General features: G+C 71.6%; 16 protein-coding genes and 2 pseudogenes. 8 read left to right on the top strand and 10 right to left on the bottom strand.

Going from position 1 to position 20,943, the window contains the following annotated elements:
- Positions 1–145 precede the first annotated feature (145 nt).
- Positions 146–1,657 (top strand): alpha/beta fold hydrolase, encoded by a 1,512-nt coding sequence (locus tag AB0F01_RS29700; protein ID WP_362102057.1) that lies wholly within the window; start codon positions 146–148, stop codon positions 1,655–1,657.
- Between the two features lie 228 nt (positions 1,658–1,885).
- Here AB0F01_RS29700 and AB0F01_RS29695 read toward each other — a convergent pair whose 3' ends face one another.
- The gene (locus tag AB0F01_RS29695; protein ID WP_362102055.1) at positions 1,886–2,056 is read right to left on the bottom strand and encodes a hypothetical protein; all 171 of its coding nucleotides are present in this window, start codon (positions 2,054–2,056) and stop codon (positions 1,886–1,888) included.
- A gap of 518 nt (positions 2,057–2,574) precedes the next feature.
- Between AB0F01_RS29695 and AB0F01_RS29690 the strand changes: the two genes are divergently transcribed.
- The 3 genes from AB0F01_RS29690 (at position 2,575) to AB0F01_RS29680 (ending at position 5,671) form a co-directional block, all read left to right on the top strand.
- Positions 2,575–3,963, top strand: a complete 1,389-nt coding sequence (locus AB0F01_RS29690) for a hypothetical protein (protein ID WP_362102053.1) — start codon at positions 2,575–2,577, stop codon at positions 3,961–3,963.
- A 349-nt stretch (positions 3,964–4,312) separates the two neighbouring features.
- Positions 4,313–4,828, top strand: coding sequence for a GNAT family N-acetyltransferase (locus AB0F01_RS29685; protein ID WP_362102051.1), 516 nt, complete (start codon positions 4,313–4,315; stop codon positions 4,826–4,828).
- A 318-nt stretch (positions 4,829–5,146) separates the two neighbouring features.
- Positions 5,147–5,671, top strand: coding sequence for a gluconokinase (locus AB0F01_RS29680; protein WP_362102048.1), 525 nt, complete (start codon positions 5,147–5,149; stop codon positions 5,669–5,671).
- Between the two features lie 370 nt (positions 5,672–6,041).
- Here AB0F01_RS29680 and AB0F01_RS29675 read toward each other — a convergent pair whose 3' ends face one another.
- From AB0F01_RS29675 to AB0F01_RS29660, 4 genes and pseudogenes are all read right to left on the bottom strand, one after another.
- Positions 6,042–6,764 carry an MFS transporter gene (locus AB0F01_RS29675; RefSeq protein WP_362102045.1) on the bottom strand — a complete coding sequence of 241 codons (723 nt, stop codon included), beginning with the start codon at positions 6,762–6,764 and terminating at the stop codon, positions 6,042–6,044.
- Positions 6,765–6,870: 106 nt separating this feature from the next.
- Positions 6,871–7,404: pseudogene (locus AB0F01_RS29670) on the bottom strand (MFS transporter); the annotation flags it as partial.
- 86 nt (positions 7,405–7,490) lie between these two features.
- Positions 7,491–8,903: a glucose-6-phosphate dehydrogenase gene (locus AB0F01_RS29665; protein ID WP_362102043.1), complete on the bottom strand. Its 1,413-nt coding sequence runs from the start codon at positions 8,901–8,903 to the stop codon at positions 7,491–7,493.
- Positions 8,900–9,748, bottom strand: coding sequence for an SMP-30/gluconolactonase/LRE family protein (locus tag AB0F01_RS29660; protein ID WP_362102112.1), 849 nt, complete (start codon positions 9,746–9,748; stop codon positions 8,900–8,902). Before AB0F01_RS29660 ends, AB0F01_RS29665 begins: the two co-directional genes overlap by 4 nt.
- A 113-nt stretch (positions 9,749–9,861) precedes the next feature.
- On the opposite strand from AB0F01_RS29660, the gene AB0F01_RS29655 reads away from it, so the two are divergent.
- Both AB0F01_RS29655 and AB0F01_RS29650 read left to right on the top strand, forming a co-directional pair.
- Positions 9,862–11,094: an FUSC family protein gene (locus AB0F01_RS29655; RefSeq protein WP_362102040.1), complete on the top strand. Its 1,233-nt coding sequence runs from the start codon at positions 9,862–9,864 to the stop codon at positions 11,092–11,094.
- A 695-nt stretch (positions 11,095–11,789) separates the two neighbouring features.
- A complete protein-coding gene (locus AB0F01_RS29650) occupies positions 11,790–12,743 on the top strand; it encodes a pirin family protein (protein ID WP_362102037.1) in 954 nt (317 codons plus the stop codon).
- 275 nt (positions 12,744–13,018) lie between these two features.
- Here the strand turns inward: AB0F01_RS29650 and AB0F01_RS29645 are convergent, their stop codons facing one another.
- Together AB0F01_RS29645 and AB0F01_RS29640 are read right to left on the bottom strand one after the other, a co-directional pair.
- Entirely contained in the window at positions 13,019–13,363 is a 345-nt protein-coding gene (locus tag AB0F01_RS29645) for a MerR family transcriptional regulator (protein ID WP_362102034.1), read from the bottom strand.
- Positions 13,364–14,157: 794 nt separating this feature from the next.
- Positions 14,158–14,574 carry a nuclear transport factor 2 family protein gene (locus AB0F01_RS29640; protein WP_362102032.1) on the bottom strand — a complete coding sequence of 139 codons (417 nt, stop codon included), beginning with the start codon at positions 14,572–14,574 and terminating at the stop codon, positions 14,158–14,160.
- Positions 14,575–15,077: 503 nt separating this feature from the next.
- On the opposite strand from AB0F01_RS29640, the gene AB0F01_RS29635 reads away from it, so the two are divergent.
- Positions 15,078–16,481, top strand: coding sequence for an FAD-dependent oxidoreductase (locus AB0F01_RS29635; protein WP_362102029.1), 1,404 nt, complete (start codon positions 15,078–15,080; stop codon positions 16,479–16,481).
- A gap of 1,001 nt (positions 16,482–17,482) precedes the next feature.
- Positions 17,483–18,334, top strand: a complete 852-nt coding sequence (locus AB0F01_RS29630) for a DUF1963 domain-containing protein (RefSeq protein WP_362102027.1) — start codon at positions 17,483–17,485, stop codon at positions 18,332–18,334.
- Positions 18,335–18,803: 469 nt separating this feature from the next.
- On the opposite strand, the gene AB0F01_RS29625 is transcribed toward AB0F01_RS29630, so the two are convergent.
- The 3 genes and pseudogenes from AB0F01_RS29625 to AB0F01_RS29615 all read right to left on the bottom strand — a co-directional run.
- Positions 18,804–19,871, bottom strand: a complete 1,068-nt coding sequence (locus AB0F01_RS29625; RefSeq protein ID WP_362102026.1) for an acyl-CoA desaturase — start codon at positions 19,869–19,871, stop codon at positions 18,804–18,806.
- A 14-nt stretch (positions 19,872–19,885) separates the two neighbouring features.
- Complete coding sequence (locus tag AB0F01_RS29620; RefSeq protein ID WP_362102024.1) at positions 19,886–20,470, bottom strand: IS110 family transposase; 585 nt, start codon at positions 20,468–20,470, stop codon at positions 19,886–19,888.
- 389 nt (positions 20,471–20,859) lie between these two features.
- Positions 20,860–20,943 (bottom strand): annotated as a pseudogene (locus AB0F01_RS29615) (IS5/IS1182 family transposase); the annotation flags it as partial.

Genomic DNA, 20,943 nt, shown 5'->3' with positions numbered 1-20,943 from the left:
GTGGACAGTTGAACCTCCCTCCGGGGGAGTTCCTACCGTAGCGGCACGCGTGGACCGGGCCGTACCCCGGCCGACGCGCGACGGCGTACGCGGACGGCGGGACGCCCGCCGCCTGACAACTTCCTGACAACTTACGGAGAGAGCCATGACCGTGTTCGTTCTGGTGGCGGGCGTGTTCACCGGCGCCCACGTGTGGCGGGAGACGGCCGACCGGCTGACCGCGGCAGGCAGCGAGGTGCACGCGGTCCCGCTCACCGCGGTCGACCCGGACCGCCCCGCCCCTGCGGAAGGTGTCGATCTGGCGACACACATCGCGGACGTGACCGCCGCGATCGACGCGGTGTCCGGCGGGGACGTCGTCCTCGTCGGTCACGACTACGGCATCCATCCCGTGCTCGGGGCGGCGGACCGGCGTCCTGAGCGCGTCGCCCGCGTGGTGCACCTGGACTGCGGGGTGCCGCAGAACGGCGCCCCGGCCCTCGCGGCCGTCCCCGACCAGGCTCTGCGCGCACGACTGGCCGTACGGGCCGAACGCGGCGACCACGCGGGCGTGCTGCCGCCGCCGACCCGCGAGGGGTGGCAGAGCTGGGGGAGTACCGCCGGCGTCCCCGACGCCGCACTGGACCGGCTCACCACGCTCGCCGCGCCGCAGCCACTGGGCACCCTGCTCCAGCCACTGCGGCTGACCGGACGGGCGGCCGCGGTGCCCACCACCGGAGTGCTGTGCACCCTCAACGGGCTCAGCATCGACCTGGTGCAACGCCTCGTCGACTTCGGCGATCCGGCCCTGGCCACCCTGACCGACCCCCGCACCACCTTCTTCGAACTCTCCACCGGACACTGGCCCATGCTCTCCCGCCCCACGGAACTGGCCGACGCACTGATGCGGGCAGCGGCGGGGGAGGGACGCCGCCTGCGGCCGGCCGGCACCGGCACCGTGCCCGCCCACCTCCGCCCCTTCCCGCTGGACGTGCCCGACGTGCCCCGGGACCGCAGGGGACACGTCGACCTGTACGGCCCCGAAGCCGACGGGCCGCGGCCGGCCGTGGTCCTCGTGCACGGCGGGCCCCTTCCCGCGGACGCACGGCCGACCCCGCGCGACTGGCCGGTGCTGGTGGGATACGCCCGCCTGGCCGCCGCCGAGGGCGTGGTCGGCGCCACTCTGGACCACCGGCTCCACGACGTCACCGACTACGAGCGTGCCGCCGAGGACGTCAGCGCCGCGGTGGACCTGGTGCGGGCCGATCCCCGGGTGGACGCCGACCGGATCGCCGTGTGGTTCTTCTCCGGCGGCGGCCCGCTCGCCGCCGACTGGTTGGCCGGGCCCCCGGCCTGGCTGCGCTGCCTGGCCGCCTCCTACCCGATCCTGGCGCCGATGCCCAACTGGGGACTGGCCGACAGCCGCTTCCACCCGGCGCGGGCGGTCGCGCACGCGGGCTCCCTGCCTCTCGTTCTCCTCCGCGCCGGGCGGGAGACCCCCGAGATCGCCGCCACCGTCGACGCGTTCGTGACCGAGGCGCAGGCGTGCGGAGCGCACCTCGAACTGATCGACGTGCCGAACGGTCACCACGGCTTCGAGACCGTCGACGCTCCCGAGGAGGTCCGCCCGGCCGTGTGCCGTGCGATGCGCTCGGTGGTGACCCACCTGACCCGGTGAACCCGGCAAACCCGGTGAACCCGGTGAACGCCGTGCCGTTCCTCGCAGCGGGAATCCCGGCGCCCGCCGCCCCTCGCGCCGACCCGCCACCGGGCCCGGGCGCGGCGATACGCGACCGCAGGCTGCGGTGGGGCGGCCGTTCCCGGCTCACCCACAGCGTCCCGACATCGGTCCCTCCCCGAGTCAGGGACCTCGTTCACCGGGCCCGTTGGCCGAGGGCGACCGACCTCAGGCTCCGGACCGGCTCGGTCCCTCGTCGGGCGGTGGCGTCGTGCTCGACGGGGACGTGCTGCCGTCGGCCACGCAGAGCAGCGTGACGGAGACCGGTGCGTCGATGCCCTGGGCGGGTGTGCCGGGCAGGAAGACGATCGCCTGCCAGTTCCCCTTCTCGAGCGTCACGGTCCGCTCATGCGTGCCCGGCACCGACCGCCAGCCGTACTCGGAACGGGCACGGGCGAGAGCGGCCTTCACCGCGGCACCCGCGGTCCGTGGGTCATGCCGCCCGGACAGCTGCTCCAAGCACCGTCCGGAACCGTCCGACGGTTCCCTCCGTACCCGGACGCCCTCTGCCGCCAGAGCGGACCGCACCTCCGACACCGCCGTGTCCGCGGACAGCGCAGGACCTGAGAACCGTGGGGGCAGCGGTGTCGGCGGGGCGCAGGCCGTCACAGCGGTCAGCATCGCCGTGACCAGGCCTCCTCGGACCGTGCTTCGAACTCGCCGTCTCACCCTGGTGCCGCCCCCTCTGCCCCGAACTCGGTCCTGACGGCCGGTCGGCCATTGTGCCGTGCCGATCATGCCGCCCCGACACTCCCCCCGTCGCCGTCAGCACGTTCTCCGTGGGCAGTCACCGAGCCCCGGCTCGCTCCGACCCGGCGCGCGGGTCGTCCGGACAGCCGGTACTACAGTCGGTGCGCATGAATGCTTCCCCGCCCACGAGGCGCACACTGCTCGGCCTGGCCGTACTTGCCGGAGCCTCGGTGCTGACCGGGTGCGCCACCGGCGACGAGCCGGGCGGGAAGGGGGAGAAGCAGTCGCCTTCCGGCCGTCCGCAGACGGACCCGGCCCGGCTCGAGGACGCCCCGCCCGCTGCCGACAGCGCGTCCGCGGCATCGCCGGACGGCGCCTGGCGCTACACGCACCTCGCCCCGGAGGACGGCGCGTCCTACCGGGCCATGGCCGTCGCGTCGCGGGACGACGTGTGGCTGCTGGGCACACGGAAGTCCTCCTCCGCACCGTTCCTGGAGCACTGGGACGGCACCCGGTGGAGCGCTCCCGAACTGCCCGACGCACTGAAGGCGGGCGATCCGTCCTCCTCCTGGGCGCTGGCCGTGGGAGCACCCGGTGAGCTCTGGCTCGCGCGGCGCGCAGCGGGGGGAGGCGGAGGCGGGCCGGCCGTGTTCCACCGCACGGGAGGAGCGTGGCGGCGACTGCCCGAACCCCCGGCCGTGCGGGGCGACGTGGGGACGTACAGCCCGACGGAAGCCGCCTGGTGCGTGGCCTCCGGAACCGGCCTGTGGGTCAACCACTACGGCAAGGTGCTGCACTGGGACGGGCAACGCTGGGACGTCCCCGCCCTCCCCTTCGCTGCCACCGCCCTGGCCGCCGCGCCCGCCGAGGACGGAACTCCCCGCGCTTGGGCGGCCGGTTGGCACGACCCCGGGTGCGATCGGGACATCTGCTACCCGCAGCCGGCCACGGCCCGGTGGTCGGACGGCGCCTGGCAGCCACTCGACACGCCCACGTACCGCTTCCCCGACCCCGTGCCGCCGGAGCCGTCCGCCTCGCTCGACGCGCTCGTGCACGACCCCGTGGGCGACCGCCTGTGGGCACTCGGCAGGCACGACTTCAACCACGGCGAGGTGGAGGAGGAACCGGAAAGTCAGGAGATCGTCCTGACCGGGGACGGCACCTCGTGGACGAGGGTCGTCGTCGCAGACGTCGGCCGGGTCTTCACGACGGCCACGAGCGTCGCCGACGGGGCCGGCGGCCTGCTCCTGGACACGAGGATGCGCCGGACCCCGGACGGGAAGCTGCACAAGCTGCGCGGCCCGGAACGGCTGCCGGAGCCGTCCGAGGTGCCGAAGCCGAAACGCAAGTACGACTTCGACCAGCCGTTCCAGGCCGTCGTGACCCGACTGATCCCCGGTACCCGGACCGTTCTCGCCGCGGGCGTCGTCACCTTCCCGAACTCCTCGGACAGGGGCGACACGCCGCGACGCCCCGCACTCGCCCGCTACGACGCGGACGGAGCCGAGGGTGCCGAGGGCGACGAGGGGGCGAAGAGTGCGAAGGGTGCGGACTGACCCTGCCGTCCGGACCCGGCGAAGCGCCGACCACCCGCCGCGACTCCCGAGGACCGGGCGACCGAGCCATGGACAGGGTGACCGAGCCATGGACCGAGCGACCGCGCCACGACCGGCGGCGCCCTCGGCTGCCGTCGCAGCGATCGGTGATCGAGAGGAGGCACCGCACCCGCAGAGCCACGCGGAGAGCGGAAGCAGCCCCGATGCCCTACGAACCACCGGTCGGCCCGGGCATGAGCCGGCAGAGCCCCGGGCATGCCGAGCCTGACCGGCAGCACGACGGAGGATCACATCAGGCCGCCGCGGCGGTGACCACCAGGACCGAGGCACCAACCGGAGGCAGGCAGGGATGTCCGAGACGTGGGTGAGACTCGAACTCGACGTGGCCGGATTCGACCACGACCGTTTCGCGGGGTATGTGACGGAGTGTCAACTAAACGGACTGCGCCTGACGACTCTCGCGGACCTGGGCGACACCCCGGAGCATCGCAGGAAACTGTACGAACTCAACAAGGAATGCTCGGCAGACATACCGGGACGAGGGAAGTTCTTCTCTATCGACGAGTACGCCGAGCGGCGCTTCGCGGATGCGTCCTACAACCCGCGGGGCGTCGTGATCGCCGTGGAGGGCGACGACTGGGTGGGCATGGCGGCGACATCGAGGCATGAGGGCTTCGTGTTCAACGAGATGACCGGTGTGCGAGCCGGGTACCGAGGCCGGGGGATCTCGATCGCCATGAAGACGTTCGCCATGGGCTTCGTGCGGGAGTGCGGAGCGAGCAGGGTCCGCACGTTCCACCATCCGGCCAACGCGGCCGCGATTGCCATGAACCGGAAGCTGGGCTTCGTGGACGCGGCCGACTGAACGACGTTCCTCCGCCCCGGCGCTCCGGACGCCGTCCACAGATGGATGCAGAGGTGCGGCGCGCCGGGGAGGCGCGGTGACGAGAACCCGGGCCGGGTGAACAGGCGCCTCCCATCGAGCGCGACGAATGTCGCCCGACAGCCGTGCCGGCCCGACAGCCGTGCCGGCCCGGCAGCCGTGCCGGCCCGGCGAGGCGCGGTACCCGATGAGCCGGTCCAGGACTGCCGGCGTCCCGATTCCCTGAGACGATCGCGTCATGACACCTCGCACCCCCCACCCGATGCCCACCGTCCGTCCCGTGCTGGTACGGAGGGGATCATGAGCGGCAATCGGGTCGTGGTGGTCATGGGGGTCACCGGCACTGGTAAGACGACCATCGGTGTCCTGCTCGCGTCCCGGTTCGGCGTCCCGTTCGCCGAGGGCGACGACTTCCACTCGCGGGCCAACATCGCCAAAATGTCGGGCGGCACTCCGCTCACCGACGCGGACCGCGGGCCCTGGCTGGACACCATCGGTGAATGGGCCCGCGACCGGACCGAATCCGGCGGAATGATCAGCGGTTCGGCGCTGCGGAGGGCCTACCGCGACCGGGTGCGGGCCACGGCTCCCGACATCGTGTTCGTGCACCTCACGGGAGACCGCGAAGTCATCGAGGAGCGACTGGCCCGCCGTCAGGGGCACTTCATGCCCACCAAACTGCTCGCCTCCCAGATCGCTGAGCTCCAGCCGCTGGAGCCGGACGAGAAGGGGGTGACGGTCGATGTGTCCGGTACTCCCGAGGAGATCGCCGACCGCGTCGTCGAGTCGCTGCGCGAGCTGGACGCCGACGCCTTCGCACCGTAAGCACCCCGATTCCCGGGGACGCTCCCATTCCCGCGGACGCTTTGGGCCGGCGAGGACGTCACCGGGCCGGACGCCCCCGCGTCGCGAAGGCTCCCTCGGGCTTTCGCCCCGTCCTTGAGGCGTACCGAGCCCTTCGGGCGCTGCCGGCGCTGAGGGACTACGCCGCTGGGCGCGTGGGGATGTCTCTGTCTCGTCGGCACGCGGGGATGTCTGGTCGGCGGTTGCCTCGGCGGAGGCTTCCGTCGGCGACAGCCTCCGCGACGAGGAGCCGCTCCGCCGTCACGGCAGCACCCCGAAACCGTTCCGCCCCGACGGGCCCGCCGCCGACCGGTACCCCACCCGCCGGGCAACGCCCCCGTGAGCGACCTCCTCACCGTGCCCGGGCGTTCCACCTCCGGTGGAGGTCCTGCCCCACCTCGTCGATGTGCCGCCCGCGCGTCTCGGGAACCCACTTGGCGACGAACCCCACGCCGATCACACAGATGCCGGCGAAGATCCAGAACGTCGGGCCTTCCCCGATGGCGGAGATCAGCGGCAGGAACAGCAGACTCACCACGAAGTTCGAGAGCCAGTTGACGGTGGCGCCCGCACCGGATCCCTCGGCGCGCTGGGCCGGAGGGAAGATCTCACCGAGCAGGACCCAGAAGACCGGCCCCAGGCCGATCCCGAAGGCCACGATGTACAGCATCATGGCGATGAGCATGACGAGCGGGCTGAGATCCGCGACGAACGCGATCCCCAGCAGGGCGATGGAGACCGCCATGCCGCCCAGGGAACCGATCAGCAGTGGCCGACGCCCGATCCGGTCGACGAGGCCGAGCGAGACCACGGTGATGATGACGTTCACGATGCCGATGAAGACGGAGTAATAGATCGCGTTCGAGGCGGACAGTCCGGCCTGGCCCATGATGGTCGGCGCGTAGTAAAGGATCGTGTTGATGCCGGAGAACTGCTGCAGTGCGGCGAGGATGACGCCCACCAGCAGCGCGGGTCGTACGGCGGGGACCCACAGGGCCCGCATGCCCCCCCGTCCCGGTTCCGCCACCGCCACCGCGATCGTCACCGTCACCGTCACCGCCACTGCCCCCGCCACCGGTGTCGGTGTCGTCGTAGCGGGAGACGACGAGGTCCGCGCCGCCCGGTTCGGTGACCCGGTCGAGCGTCCGGCGGGCCCGGTCCGTCTTGCCGTTGTTGATCTGCCACACCGGGGATTCGGGCAGCCACAGGCACACCAGCACCAGCAGCGCGGAGGGGATGCCGCCGACCCAGAACATCGCGCGCCACTGCTCGGAGTCGGCGAACGCCCAGTTCACGAGGTAGGAGGCGAGCAGGCCCAGGGTGATGAGCAGCTGGTTCAGACTGAGCACCCGGCCCCGGATCTGGGCCGGAGCCATCTCGCCGAGATAGGTCGGCACCGTCGCCGACACCCCGCCGACGGCGAGACCCATGATGATGCGGCCGAGCATCAGCATCCAGTAACCATTGGCCACCGCGGCGACGATGATCCCGAGGAGGAACAGCACGCCGAGACCGGCGAGGAGCGGACGCCGCCCGTAGCGGTCCGAGACCTTCCCGCTGCCCAGCGCACCGGCGACCGCACCGAGCAGCAGGACGCTGACCACCGAGCTCTGCTCGAAGGAGGTCAGTTCGAACTCGTCGCGGATGAACAGCAGCGCGCCGGAGATGATCCCGGTGTCGAAGCCGAACAGGAAGCTGCCGATGGTGATGGCCATCGCCCAGCGGCGGACGATCCCGAGCCCCTTCGGCGTGAGCTGTACGAACCGGCTCTGCGCCGAGGGACGTGTGTCCAGTGGTTCGCTCATGACGGCAGTTGCTCCCAATGCGCGGGTCCGGCACTGCCGGCCGGATACTCGTCGAGGGGGACACGCCCGTCGCTCCAGGCGTCCAGCACCGGTTCCACGATGCGCCACGACTCCACCGACATGTCGTCGCGCACCGACAGCGGCTTCTCGTCCTCCAGGACGCCCCGGAGCACCTCCCCGTACTCCAGCAGCTCGCCCGGCCCGAACGTGGTGTCGAGGGTGACCGGGGAAATGGTCGACGGGTCGCCGGGGCCGTTGACGTTCAGGTCCAGTTGCAGACGGTGCGGACCGATACCCAGACGCAGCCGGTTGTCGGGCACGTCACCGACGAGCCCGTCCGGCACGTGCTGCGGGGCCTTGAACCAGAAGGTGACCTCCTGCCGTGGCGAACCGATCGCCTTGCCCGAACGGACCCGGAACGGGACACCCGCCCACTGCCAGGTGTCGACCGCGAACACCACCTCGGCGAGCGTCTCGGTCTCCCGGGCGGGGTCGATGCCCGGCTCGTCGGTGTAGGAGGGCAACGAGCGCCCGTCGACCGTTCCGGCGGTGTAGCGGGCACGCCGGCTGAACCGCTCGGGACGGTCGTCCCAGACGTGCGTGGCGCGCAGCACGTGCGCCTTGGCGTCCCGCACGTCGACCGGGTCCAGTCTGCTCGGCGCGGGCATCGCCACCAGCGACAGCACCTGGAGCAGATGGCTCTGGATCATGTCGCGCAGCGCGCCCGTCGTGTCGTAGAAGCCGGCCCGGCCCTCCAGACCGAGCGTCTCGTCGAACACGATGTCCACCGCCGCGACGTGCTCCGAGGTCAGCAGGGGCTCGATGACCCGGTTGGCGAACCGGACACCCAGGATGTTGAGCACCGTCGACATCCCCAGGAAGTGGTCGACGCGATGCACGTGGTCCTCGGGCACGAAACCGTGCAGCAGTTCGTTCAGCGCGGTGGCGCTGGCCGCGTCCGTGCCGAAGGGCTTCTCGAGCACCAGGCGCGTCCCGGCGGGCACACCGGTCCGGGCCAGCACCCGGCACACCTCCACGGTGACGGCCGGCGGCAACGCGAAGTACAGGGTCAGACGGCCCCGGCAGGAGGCCATCACACGGCGCAGGTCGTCCTCGGCGGTGGCGTCCGCGACGACGTAACGCGTGTCGCGGACGACGGCGTCGACGGCCGGCCCCTCCGCCCCGCCCGCCTCGAACGCCCGCGCCACCAGCGTCCGCCACTCCTCGTCACTGCTCTCTCCCCGGTCACTGCCGACCAGGTGGAGACCGGTCAGCCCCGACGACGCGACGAGGTTGCCCAGGCCGGGCAGGAGCAGCCGCTGGGTCAGGTCACCGCCCGCGCCGAGAATAAGCAGTGTCTGGGTCCGCCCGTCGGCCGTGTCCGCCGCGGGGGTGTCGGGGGCGCTCATCCGGCGAACTCCCTCACCGGCACGCCCCGCACCCCTGGCGTGCACGCGAACAACGCGCCCGCCTCCGGTTCGGCCCCGGGCTCGAGGTGCTCACGCGACGTGGTGACGAACAGCCGGTCGAGGCCGGGCCCGCCGAACGTGCACGCCGTGACCTTGCTGACCGGCAGCTCCACGACCTCGTCCAGGGTGCCGTCGGGCGCGTACCGCCGCACCGCGGAACCGCCGTACAGCGCGACCCACACCCCGCCCTCCGCATCCACCGTCAACCCGTCCGGACCGCCGTCGCCGTCCGGCACGGAGGCGAACGGACGCCTCCCGCTCAGCCCCGTCCCGCGGTCGTAGTCGAAGACGTCGACGCGCCCCGTCGCGGTGTCCGCGTAGTACGCGCGGTCCCCGTCCGGGCTCCACTCCAGACCGTTGGAGACCGTCACCTCGTCCAGGACCGTCGTCGTCGAGCCGTCCGCGTCCAGGCGGTACAGCGAGCCGGCCCCCTCACGGCCGTCGTAGGCCATCGAACCGCAGTAGAAGCGTCCGTCGGGGTCGCATCCCCCCTCGTTCATACGGACGCCTTCGTCGCTCCACAGGGAATCCAAGACCGTCACCGTTCCGTTCGTGTCCTCGAGGGCGAAGCCGCGCTCGACACCGATCACGGCACCCCCTCCTCGTCGGGGCCGGACCGCGGCCACGACGGTGTCGATGTGCCGCCGGGTCACGCTGTGGTCCGGGGCGAGCGACAACACGTCGCCCGCCAGCATGTCCAGCCACCGCAGTCCGCCCCACGCCTCGGACCAGACGGGTCCTTCGGCGTGATACGCCAGCGGCTCGGTGACCTGGTCGACCTTCACCATCACCACGTCCTTTCCACCGCGCGCCGCAGCACGGGCCCGTCCCGGGGCCCGGCTCGCCCGGGGCAGCCGCCGCCGGGTGTACGAGGCGGCCGGCTGGCATAGTGGGCCGGGTGAGCGCGCCGCGAACCCGCACGAAAGTGTTCGCCGCGCGCGCACCGGCCCGCCGAGCGGCATCGCGGTTCGTGGCCGGCTGCCGCCGGGCCGCCCTGGACGTGTGGCTGCTCCTCCAGGCCACCGTCGGCGCCGGGGCGGCATGGCTGGTGGCTCGTTACGCACTCGACCACCCTGCCCCGTACTTCGCGCCCATCACGGCGGTCATCGCACTGACCGCGAACCTCGGCGAACGCGGCCTGCACGCGATGCGGCTCCTCCTCGGCGTGTTCCTCGGACTGCTGATCGGGCAGATCGTGCTCGCCACCCTGGGGATCGGTCCGGGCACGATGACCCTTGCGGTCTTCGTCTCCCTCGCCGCCGCCCGGATGCTGCGGGGCGCACAGATCGTCCTCGTCCAGGCCGCGGTGAGCGCCATCCTCGTCGTGGCGCTGGGAGACCAGGCGAACGGTGTCCAGCGCCTGCTGGACGCCCTGACCGGTGCCGGCATCGCCCTGGTGTTCTCGCAGGTCCTCTTCCCGCCCGAACCCCTCACCCTGCTGCGCCGGGCCGAGCGGGCCGCGCTCAAGGCCATCGCCGGCGGGCTGTCCACCCTGGCCACCGCCGTCGCCCGCGACGACGACACGCTCGCCCGGCAAGCGGTCGGGGAACTCCGCCAGGTCCTGGACCGCCTCCAGGACCTGCGCCGGGCCGGCCGGACCAACACCCGCGTCACACGGCGCGCCCTCGCGCGAGGGGACAAGATCGTCGTGCGTGAGAAGGAGAACGCGGAACACCTCGACCTGCTCGGCGCCAGCTGCCTGCTCTTCGCACGCCTGCTCACCTCGGCCGACGCCGACACCCGCGGCCGGCTGGAGCAACCGGTGCGCGGCCTGGCGGACGTCGTCGGCTCGCTGGCCGACGGACTCGACGACCGCACGGTGCGTCAGCGCGCCGCGGACCGCTCGCTGGAACTCGCCACGCGGATCACCGCGGAGTCCGGGCCGGCCGACTCCGAGCGCACCTTCCTGGCCTACAGCCTGCGTACGGTCGCCACCGACGTCATCACCTTCGCGGGCGTGGACCTCGCAGACGCTCTCGAGGCGATCCGCACGGGCGCCCTGGACCGCCGGGTGCCCCCTGCGGCGGTGCCACCCGGCCGACTCCGCCGCTGGGGCGGCCGGGTCGTCAACTGGTCGAAACGGGTCCGGGACAGGATCGGCCGCGCGTCCACTCGGAGCGGCGGGCCGTGACAACGGCCGCCGGACCGGGAGGGCGGGATGTGCTCCGGTACTCCGAGGCATCGTGACTCCGTCCGGGGCGTGCGCGTAGGAGGGTGCGTGAAGGGGGCTGAGAGGTGCGGGGTGGCTCGCGGACGACAGGCGCACGGCCACCACCCGTCCGATGGTCACCCGCGCCGCGGACCCCCGCATCTTCACCCCACCGCCCGGGAGATCGAGGGGAGACGCTGCAAAAGATCACGCCTGGCCGCGGGGCGGGCCGGACCCGTCCCGCGGACGGAACAAGCCCCGGCGCGCGTGCCGACGGCCTTCCGCCCCACCTGTCGGCGTGCGTGACCGGCCCTCCGACCAGCCGTCGAACGAGTTCCGGCGCGTCGCCGGGACGGCACCTCGTCGCCCCCGCCCTCCATCCGGGTGAGGAGGGCGGGGAGCCGCCCGGCCCGCCGTACGGCACGAACGAGACCCCGGCCATGCAGAAGCCGTCCACGTATTCCGTGGGACGGCAGACATCTGCGGGGAGAGACCTCGTCGTTCGTCGTGGAAAGGTCATCCGCGGGGAAGGCGCATCCGTGGGGCGGGACATCCTCGGGACTCCTGAGCCGCGGAGACGGCGACTTGCATCACCCGCGCGTCCCGGGCGCCGTGCGACCGCCCGGAAGCCCATCCTGGGGAGCACCCCTGTACGACACGGAGAGAAAGGCCTTGCGATGAGCGGACCGGTCAGCACCGTCGACGCGCCTGCCGATCAGGCGGACACCGGCCATCCCGAACCGCCGTGCCTGGAGGTGACCGACAGCCGGGAGGCGACCGTGGGCGCCATCCGCGTACGCCGGGCCCTGCCGCGCCGGGGCCGCCGCACGGTCGGGGCCTGGTGCTTCGCCGACCACATGGGACCGGCCGATGTCACCGAGAACAGTGGACTCGACGTCGGCCCGCACCCGCACATCGGTCTGCAGACGGTCACCTGGCTGACCGACGGGCAGGTACTGCACCGCGACAGCCTCGGCTCCGAACAGGTCATCAAGCCCGGCCAGCTCAACCTGATGACCTCCGGAAACGCCGTCTCCCACGCGGAGGAGGCCACCGGCCACTACCGCGGCACCCTGGAGGGCATCCAGTTGTGGACCGCGCTGCCCGAAGCCACCCGCCACGGTGCACCGGCGTTCGAGCACCACGCGGAGCTGCCGCGCACCGACCTCGACGGCGGCGCGGGTGCCGCGACGGTGTTGATGGGCGACTTCTACGGCCTGACCAGCCCCGCCCGCCGCGACACCCCGCTCGTCGGAGCAGAACTGGACCTGCGGGCCCCGGTCACGGTCCCACTGCGACCCGACTGGGAGTACGCACTGGTCGTCCTCCAGGGCGCCGTGGCCCTGCGTGGCCAGCCCTTGCACCCGGGGCGCCTCGGCTACCTGGGGGAGGGCCGGGAGGAGCTGCCCCTCGACGTACGCGAACCCACCTGCCTCATGCTCATCGGCGGGGAGCCCTTCCCCGAACCGATCCTGATGTGGTGGAACTTCGTCGGCCGAGGCCGCGAAGAGATCGACGCCGCCCACGCCTCCTGGGCCCGCCGGGACGACCGCTTCGGACGGGTGGACACCTCCCTGCCCTACATCCCGGCCCCCGCCCCTTTCTGGCAGCGGACGTCAGAGAACCAGTGACCGCGGGCCCGACGGGGCCCGGTCGACGTTCCGACCCAGGGCCCGGTCGACGTCCGCGGGAGGCGCGGCCCGGCCACGCGAGCCGGGCCGGACGCCCGCACCACGACGCCCGCCTGCCTCCGGCCCACCTGCCTCCGGCCCGCCGGCTGCTCGCGCTCCCGCGCACGCTCCAGTGCCCGTGCCCGTGCCGCTATGTCGTCCGACGCGTCACCTTCGGGTTCGAGACGGTCACTCCGAGCCGTTCGGCAGGGCATGCCACGGACGTGCGCCCCGGCTCAGGCCGACGGCTTCGGCTGCGGCCGGTGACCATGTGCGCGCAGTTGCTCGTTGATGCGCTGAGCCTCCTCGAGTTGGTCTTCGAGGATGACGATGCGGCAGGCGGCCTCGATGGCGGTGCCCTGGTCGACGAGCTCGCGGGCGCGCGCGGCGATGCGCAACTGGTACCGCGAATAGCGGCGGTGGCCGCCCTCGGAACGCAGGGGGGTGATCAGGCGGTGTTCCCCCAGGGCGCGGAGGAACGCGGGGGTGGTGCCGAGCATCTCGGCGGCCCGACCCATGGTGTAGGCGGGGTAGTCGTCATCGTCGAGATTGTCGATGGGACGGGATACGGCAGGGGGCATAGACCTCTTCTTCCGGGACACGCATCGAGGGGCCCGGGCGCCACACGGCGCCCGGACCCCGAGCTTTCAACACCATCTGCCGGCGCGTGACGCCGGTTCTCTGTGTCGCAGGTACCGCCCGGGAGGGCGGGGCTGCGGGGATCGCGGATGCGTGACCGGGGACCACCTTCCAATCCGGGGCCTGCGGTACTCGGGCGGCCTGGCCGGCCCGGGCGATCCTGATGGCGTCTTGGCTCCTTACCTTCGGTAACACGGTGTGTACTGCGGGATGACGCGGGTAGTGCTCGCGACCTCCGAGTCACGTCCCGCTCGACCTGTCTGTGCGGCCGTTCCTGTCCGCCGCACCTTTCTCGACTCTCGACCCTCTTGGGTACGTGCACGACGATATCCCCGCGGCGCATGAATGTCTACTGCGAACACCACAGATTTTCATGCACGCCTGCATGAGCAGCTCTGCCCCACACGGAGCCGGAAGGGTGCGACGCCGACTGGAGCCCTCCAGGCCTCCAGCCCTCCAGTCTTCTCCGGGACGACCCGCCCGGGCCCCGCGACCGATCCAGGCAAGGACGTCCCGGTAGGGCCATGCAAGCAAGGGCCATGGAGAGGCAGGGGGCCGGGTTGAGGCGGGGGTCGGCGCCGCGTGACCGGTGCACGTGTCTCCAGGTCCCTGCTGAACCGGTCATGGGGGAGAACGGCTGATATCGAACTCCGTCAAGGTCACGGGACCCCCGCGCGTGTCGGCGGTGCGTCGGGGTGGTGCACGAGAGCCTGCGCACCGTGCTCGGTGTGCGTCCTCAGCCCGGGGCTGCCGCGGTGATGTGGCTCAGCACGCACAACCAGCGGCCGTTCCGCTTCACGAACACATCGGTCGTCCACTCGTCGGCCTCGAAGTGTCGGCCCTTGTAGTGGGCCGTGTTCGTCACCCGCGCCGTGGAGACCGCGGTGTCGCCGTACACCCGGATCCTCGGCCGGCTGACGCTCCGCATGGCCGAGTGTGTCAACTCCCCGGATTCGACGAGCGACAGGAACCGCCCCCTGTCGGAGGCGCCGGACTCGGAGACGATGACCCACTCGTCGGCCATGAAGCCACCGATGCGGACGGGATCATTGGACACGATGGCATCCGCCCAGCCCGTGGCCAGCTCAACGAGCCGGGTGTGGACCGGGTCGCTCTCGGATGCTTCATGGGGCACGCCACCGATGTCGCCCATCGTCCCAATCTAAACGCTGATTCCGGCCGTCACCCTTCCCCGGAACCGACCGACGCCCACGAGTTGTGCCTCACCGACCGACGCCAACGAGCCGTGACTCCCCGGCCGCACGGTGCCCGACCTGCTCCCTCGGGCTGACTGCGCAGCGGCGGTGGTGACGCCCCGAGTGCCGCACGACCGCACCGAGCCCATCTTTGACTCACGGAACATCGGAGCACCGGAGCACCGGAGCTTCGAAAGAAGGCGCCGAAAGAGGTCTGGTGTCCCACGGACCGGTCACCACCGTCGGTGTCTCCGCCCGATCAGTCCGACAACGGGCATCCCGCACCACCGCGTCGGGAGGAGCCCACGATGAGGGGCGGTTCGGCCGCAGTGGTCCCGCCGCGTCCGCGGGGCCGGCGCACGATCGGTCCCGGGCGTGGCCCAGGTCAGCCGGTGAGTACCACGCGATCGAAAAAGGGGAAGCCGGTGAGTACCGCGCGAGCGAAGAGGTGGAAGGCTCCATGAGCGAGAAGGACGTCCAGAACGTCGACCTGCTGGTGATCGGAGGGGGCAAGGCGGGCAAGTCCCTGGCGATGGACCGTGCCAAGGGCGGCTGGACGGTCGTCATGGTGGAGCGGGACAAGATCGGTGGTACGTGCATCAACGTCGCCTGCATTCCCACCAAGGCGCTCGTGGGTTCGGCCCGCACCCTGCTCACCGCGCGCCACGCCGCCCGGATGGGGGTCCGGACCGGAGCTGAGCCCGCCGTCGACCTGGAGGCGCTGCGCGCACACAAGGAGAACGTGGTGGGCGGAATGGTCGGAGCCCACCAGAAGCTTTTCGCCGCCTCCGGCATGGACTTCGTCCTCGGCTCCGCCCGCTTCACCGGGGAACGAACCGTCGAGATCACCACCGCCGACGGATCCACGCGTACGGTACGCGGCCGGGACGTCGTCATCAACACCGGAACCACCCCGGCGATGCCGGACCTGCCCGGCATCGCCGGGGCAGAGGTGTGGAACTCGGAGACGATCCTGCGTCTGGAACGGCTGCCCGAGACGCTGCTGATCCTGGGCGGAGGATACGTCGGAGCCGAATTCGCCTCGATGTTCGCCGTCTTCGGTACCCGCGTGACGTTGCTGCAGGGCCGGGACCAGTTGCTGCCGCGTGAGGACCGGGACGTGGCCGACGAGGTGGCCCGCCTGCTCACCGCGCAGGGCGTCGAGGTGCGGCTCCGCGCACGTGCGAGCTCCGTACGCAGAGAGGACGGCCACGGCGACATCGTCGTCACCCTGGACGACGGCTCCGAGGTGCGCGGGCAGGAGCTGCTCGTCGCCACCGGCCGGACACCGGTCACCGCCGGCCTCGCACCGGGAGCGGCGGGCGTACGGCTGACGGACCGTGGTTACGTCGTCGACGATCACCTGCGCACCACCGCCGACGGCGTGTGGGCCGCCGGAGACGTCGCCGGCAGTCCCCAGTTCACCCACGCCTCGTGGCACGACTTCCGGGTCCTGCGCGCGAACCTCACCGGTGACGACGCCGTCACCACCGACCGGACCGTGCCCTACACCGTCTTCACCACGCCCGAACTCGCTCGCATCGGACTCACGGAGGCCGAAGCCCGATCACAGGGGTACGACGTGAAGGTGGCCCGCCTCCCGGTCGCCGCCATCCCGCGCGCGAAGACGCTGCACGACCAGGCCGGTACCTGGAAGGCCGTCGTCGACGCCGACACGGACCGGATTCTCGGTGTCGCCCTGCTGGGCCGCCACGCCGGGGAGGTTCTCTCCGCCGTGCAGATGGCCATGCTCGGCGGACTGCCCTACCGGGAGGTCCGCGACGCGATCTTCACCCACCCGACCATGGCGGAGGGCCTCAACCTGCTCTTCGACACCCTGGACGCCGACACGGCGCGCGGGTGAGTGGACGGAAGCGCTCACGACCCCTGAGTCGAGCCGGTGTTCCCGCCAGACGGCAACTGCCGTTGCCGTCACGGTGGTGGGGGGGCGAGTTCACCGACCACTCGGCCATGACAAGCACGATCCGGCCGGGAAGTACCGGGGCAACAGCCGCAACGGAACCCGTGGCGACTGTGCGGACCGCTGTCGGCCCGATCCGGATGGCCGTGCCCGCGCTCGCGAGGGGCCCCTTCGCGAGGCCCCTTTGCGGAACCCCCTTCGCGTCGGAGATCGTGAAGGAGCGGCACAAGCGCCTTCCCGGCATGGACGACATCGTCGTCGACCTGGTCCTCGTCCTCGTCGAAGCCGAGGCCGGAAGGGTGTGCCGGCCGTCCAACCTCGACCGACCGACCGACCGACGGCAGGCAGTTCGAGCCAACTCCCGGGCCGTCCGTCTTCCCACCCACGGCCGTGCACGGAAACTCCTTCCGTGGCGCTGCGGAGCACCATCGTGGAGCACCTCACAGCGCGCGCGGGGAGTGGAAGGACGGGGATCGTCCGTGACGGGAAGGACGGGAACCGTCCGTGACGGGTCGGCGCCGCGCCCTGCGGCAGCGCGTCCTCCCCGTCATGGCGGATGTTCCGCCGCTTGAGATCACCAGCGGACGCGGAAACGGTTCTCCCCGCCGATGCGCGGTGCTCCGGCCCCCATCACGCCATGTGCGGCATCGCCCAGACGCACCACCTCCCCTCGCCGGACAGGCGAGCGACCACACCGGGCACCGACGGGCACCGACCTCAACGAGGCACTCCTCGCTCGCACGACAACGCCGGTGGGTGACCTACAAGCGGGCCGCGGCATCGAACCGACCCCGGTGGGGGTGCCGGACCTGAGGCCGGCCCGACCGGCGCCCGCTCCGCACCCGTTGTCACACCCGATCCGTACAGTCCCTCCCATGACACCATCGGCTCCCGCCGGGAACACGGGCGGAAGTTGCAACGTCTCGCCCGAACACAGGAGCCCCATGACCCCCGAGATGCTGGACCGACTGGACGCGTTCCGTGAGAACGCCCTCGCCGCGGGCATCCCGCCGGACGACATCCAGCGGTGGACGGGCCTCGCCCGCCCCTGCGCCCTCCTGGACACCCGAGGAGAGGGGCCGGTGGTGGGCCGGCTCGGCGGACCTCTCATGCTTCCCGCCGACGTCCCCGACCCGTGGTGCGAGCTGGCCGCCACTGTCGACCTCGCCGCCCTGCCCGCGGGAGCGACCGACCTCGGTCTGCCCGCCGACGGCCACCTTCTGCTCTTCGCCGACCCGGACCCCGACGGGATCGACGAGGAGAACCTCGGCACCGCACTTCACATCCCCGCGGGCACGGCCGTCGAGGAACGCCGGCCCGACTTCGATGCGGGATGGAGGAACGTCTCGGACGAAGCCAACTTCCCGGAAGGCCCACTCCACCTGAGGACCAGTGTCTCCCTGCCCTTCCACACCTCGGTCTACGACCCCGGGTCCCCCTTCGACTGCAAGCCCCTCCCCGAACACCCCCGTGCCGGCGAGCTGCGCGACGTGTGGACGGCCCTGCCCCACGACGACATCCACACCGGGATCCAGCTGGGCGGGTACGCCGCGGACGAGAACGACGTGGAGGACCCCAGCGTGGCAGCCGGACGGGAGGCGGAGCGACGGGAGATACGGGGCGAGAGATCCCCGGCCGAGCCGGGCATACGCCCCGAGGACTGGGTGTGCCTCGCCCAGTGGCATCACAGCCTCCGCGGCCTGGAGGCGGCCTTCTACTCCTGGTCGATCTCCCGGCAGGACCTGGCCGCGCGGCGCTTCGACCGGGTCCACGCCACCATGACCTGGAACCCGTGACCCCACGGAGGCGGGTCACCGTCGGCCCGCCCCTGACCACCCCCGGCAGGCCTCCGAGTCAATGAGAACCGCCGCTCACCTGCGGCTCCCGGCGGCTCTGTCGCCGGCAGCCATCGCTGCGGTTCACCAGTCGTCGGACGCGCTGCCCGTCCACGCGATCGGCCGGCCTCAGCCGCCGCGGCCCTGTGCGGTTCCTCCCACCGAGGTCTCGCGTCCACCGGGAACGACGCGAAGCCCCCTCCCGCGGCCGTGCTGGCCTTACTGGCTTGCACGGCCCTCGGAGTGCTGTGCCTCGCCGCCCTCCGCCACCGCCCGGACGTAGCGGGACCGGAACGGCGGGAGGCCGGGGCCTTGGGAACGGATCGCTGTCCGTCGGCGTCGTGACGACCATGGCGCAAGGCGGGAGCACGATGGGTGAGGATCCGACGTGGGCCGATGCGCTGTTCACCCGCCTTCTGTCGTCCTGCCGTCACGACGCCTTGTGTTGACGTCTGATGGGCTCGCCCACTCGGTGCAGGTGGGTGAGTGCCTCGCGGTAGGACTGGATCAGGCTGGTTTCGTGGTACGGCACGTCGATTTCCGCGCAGTAGGCGCGTACGACGGCCTGGGCCCGCCGTAGATGAGGAGTGGGCATGCTCGGGAACAGGTGGTGCTCGATCTGGTAGTTGAGCCCGCCGAGCATCACGTCGGAGAGCCGGCCGCCCCGTACGTTGCGGGAGGTGAGTACCTGACGGCGCAGGAAGTCGGGGCGGTCGTCGCCGGTGAGGGTGGGCATGCCCTTGTGGTTCGGGGCGAACGTGCAGCCGAGATACACACCGAACAGGCACTGGTGCACGGCGAGGAACGCCACGGCCTTGCCGGGGGAGAGCACCAGGAACAGCGCGGAGAGGTAGGCCGCCATGTGCAGGAGAAGCAGTGTGCCCTCCAGCAGGCGGTTCTTCATCGTCGGTGAGCGCAGCGCCCGCACGCTCGCCACGTGCAGGTTGAAGCCCTCCAGCGTCAGCAGCGGGAGGAACAAGAACGCCTGGTGGCCGCCGATGAAGCGGGCCAGACCATTGCTGTTGCGGGCCTGCTCGGTGGACCACACCAGGATGTCCGGGGCGACATCGGGGTCGAGTTCCTCGTGGTTGGGGTTGGCGTGATGGCGGGTGTGCTTGTTCATCCACCAGCCGTAACTCATGCCGATGCCGAGGTTGCCGAAGAGTTGGCCCCAAACCGCGCTCGCCCGGCGCTTCGGGAAGATCTGCCGGTGCGCCAAGTCATGTGCCACCAGAGCCACTTGGCCGAACATCAGGGCCAGAAAGGCGGCGACCGCCAGCTGCCACCACGTGTCGCCCAGCGTGACGAAGGCGGTCCAGCCCGCTGCCAGCAGTCCGCTCACCAGAGCGAGCCGCACCGTGTAGTAGCCGGGGCGCCGCCGTAGTAGACCCGCCTCGGTGATGCGCTGCGACAGCCGGGCGAAGTCACTGCCGGTGCCGGGGCGAGGCCGCGAGGCGGCCGGGGCCGTCGTGACCGTGGCGTCGGTAGGAATCGTCATGCAGGCGAGTCTGGCTACGGCCGCCCCACCGCCACCAGCCTGTCAGCCGTAGGCCTCGTAGAGGGGCCGAGCCCCCTCAGGCTCAGGGGGTTGTCCCTACCTCTGTGCTTCCTGAGCTGCGCATTCGCCGGTGCGTCCGGAGCTGTGTGCTGGGCCGAGTCGCCTCCGCAAAAAGCCTCACGGAGGCTTCGGAGGCCGCCCCCTGCCCGTGGCGTCAGCTCCAGCGAGCGCAGGGTGTGCGGCATGGTGCGGGCCGCGTCCGCGATCACGGCCGCTTCCCTGGCGTCGGTCTTGGCCTCGCCGGGGTAGAGGTCGGCGATCCGGCGCATGGCTAGTCCGGGCAGGTAGGCGACCTGGCAGCCCGCATCCCGGGCCACGGTCAGCGGCAGAGCGCCGATCGAGGCGGGCTGGTCCACGATCACCAGGACGGTGCCGCACTTCCCGGCCGGTTTGTCGAAGGCGGCCCGCAGTTTCGGTTCGCTGCTGGGCAGCGGCTTGTCGAAGACCTTCTTCCCGGCCGGGGTGAGTCCGTGGCCGTGGTGGGCCGTCTTGCCGACGTCCAGGCCCAGGAAGACGCCCACGTCTTCGATCTCGAACATCGCGCCCTTCCCCAGAGGTGTCGACCGTGCCGGCCTCGGCGCCGGTGTCGTACTCGCGCATCCACGTTATGCAGACCTGCCGCCCGCGAGTGGCCAGGCATTGCACCCGGTCGGACGGTGGTCGGACCTCTGATCAGCGTCTCCGACGGCACCCCTCGGGCCCGGTGACACTACCCCCCAAGTCATCCCATCGACAGGGGGCAACAGTCATGCCGGGCCCGGAGGCCAGCGGCCCTCTTGCAGGACCGCGAAGAAGATAACGGGGGCGACCGGGCGCCGTCAGGGCGCGACGGTCGGGTAGTCCGCGCGGTGTGTTGGAGGGACAGAGCAATCCCACGAGAGGTAAGACTCCCATGCCGTCGGCGCCGACCTGGAGACAGTGAGCGTTTTCAGCGCTGCCTCTCCAGGGTGAGGACGGCTTTGGTGACTGACGTCATGCGGTTGGGGCTGATCCGGGACCTTCGGAAGATCCG

The sequence above is a fragment of the Streptomyces sp. NPDC029526 genome, assembly GCF_040637405.1.
GTDB lineage: Bacteria > Actinomycetota > Actinomycetes > Streptomycetales > Streptomycetaceae > Streptomyces.
This window is presented reverse-complemented; position numbering and strand designations above follow the sequence as displayed.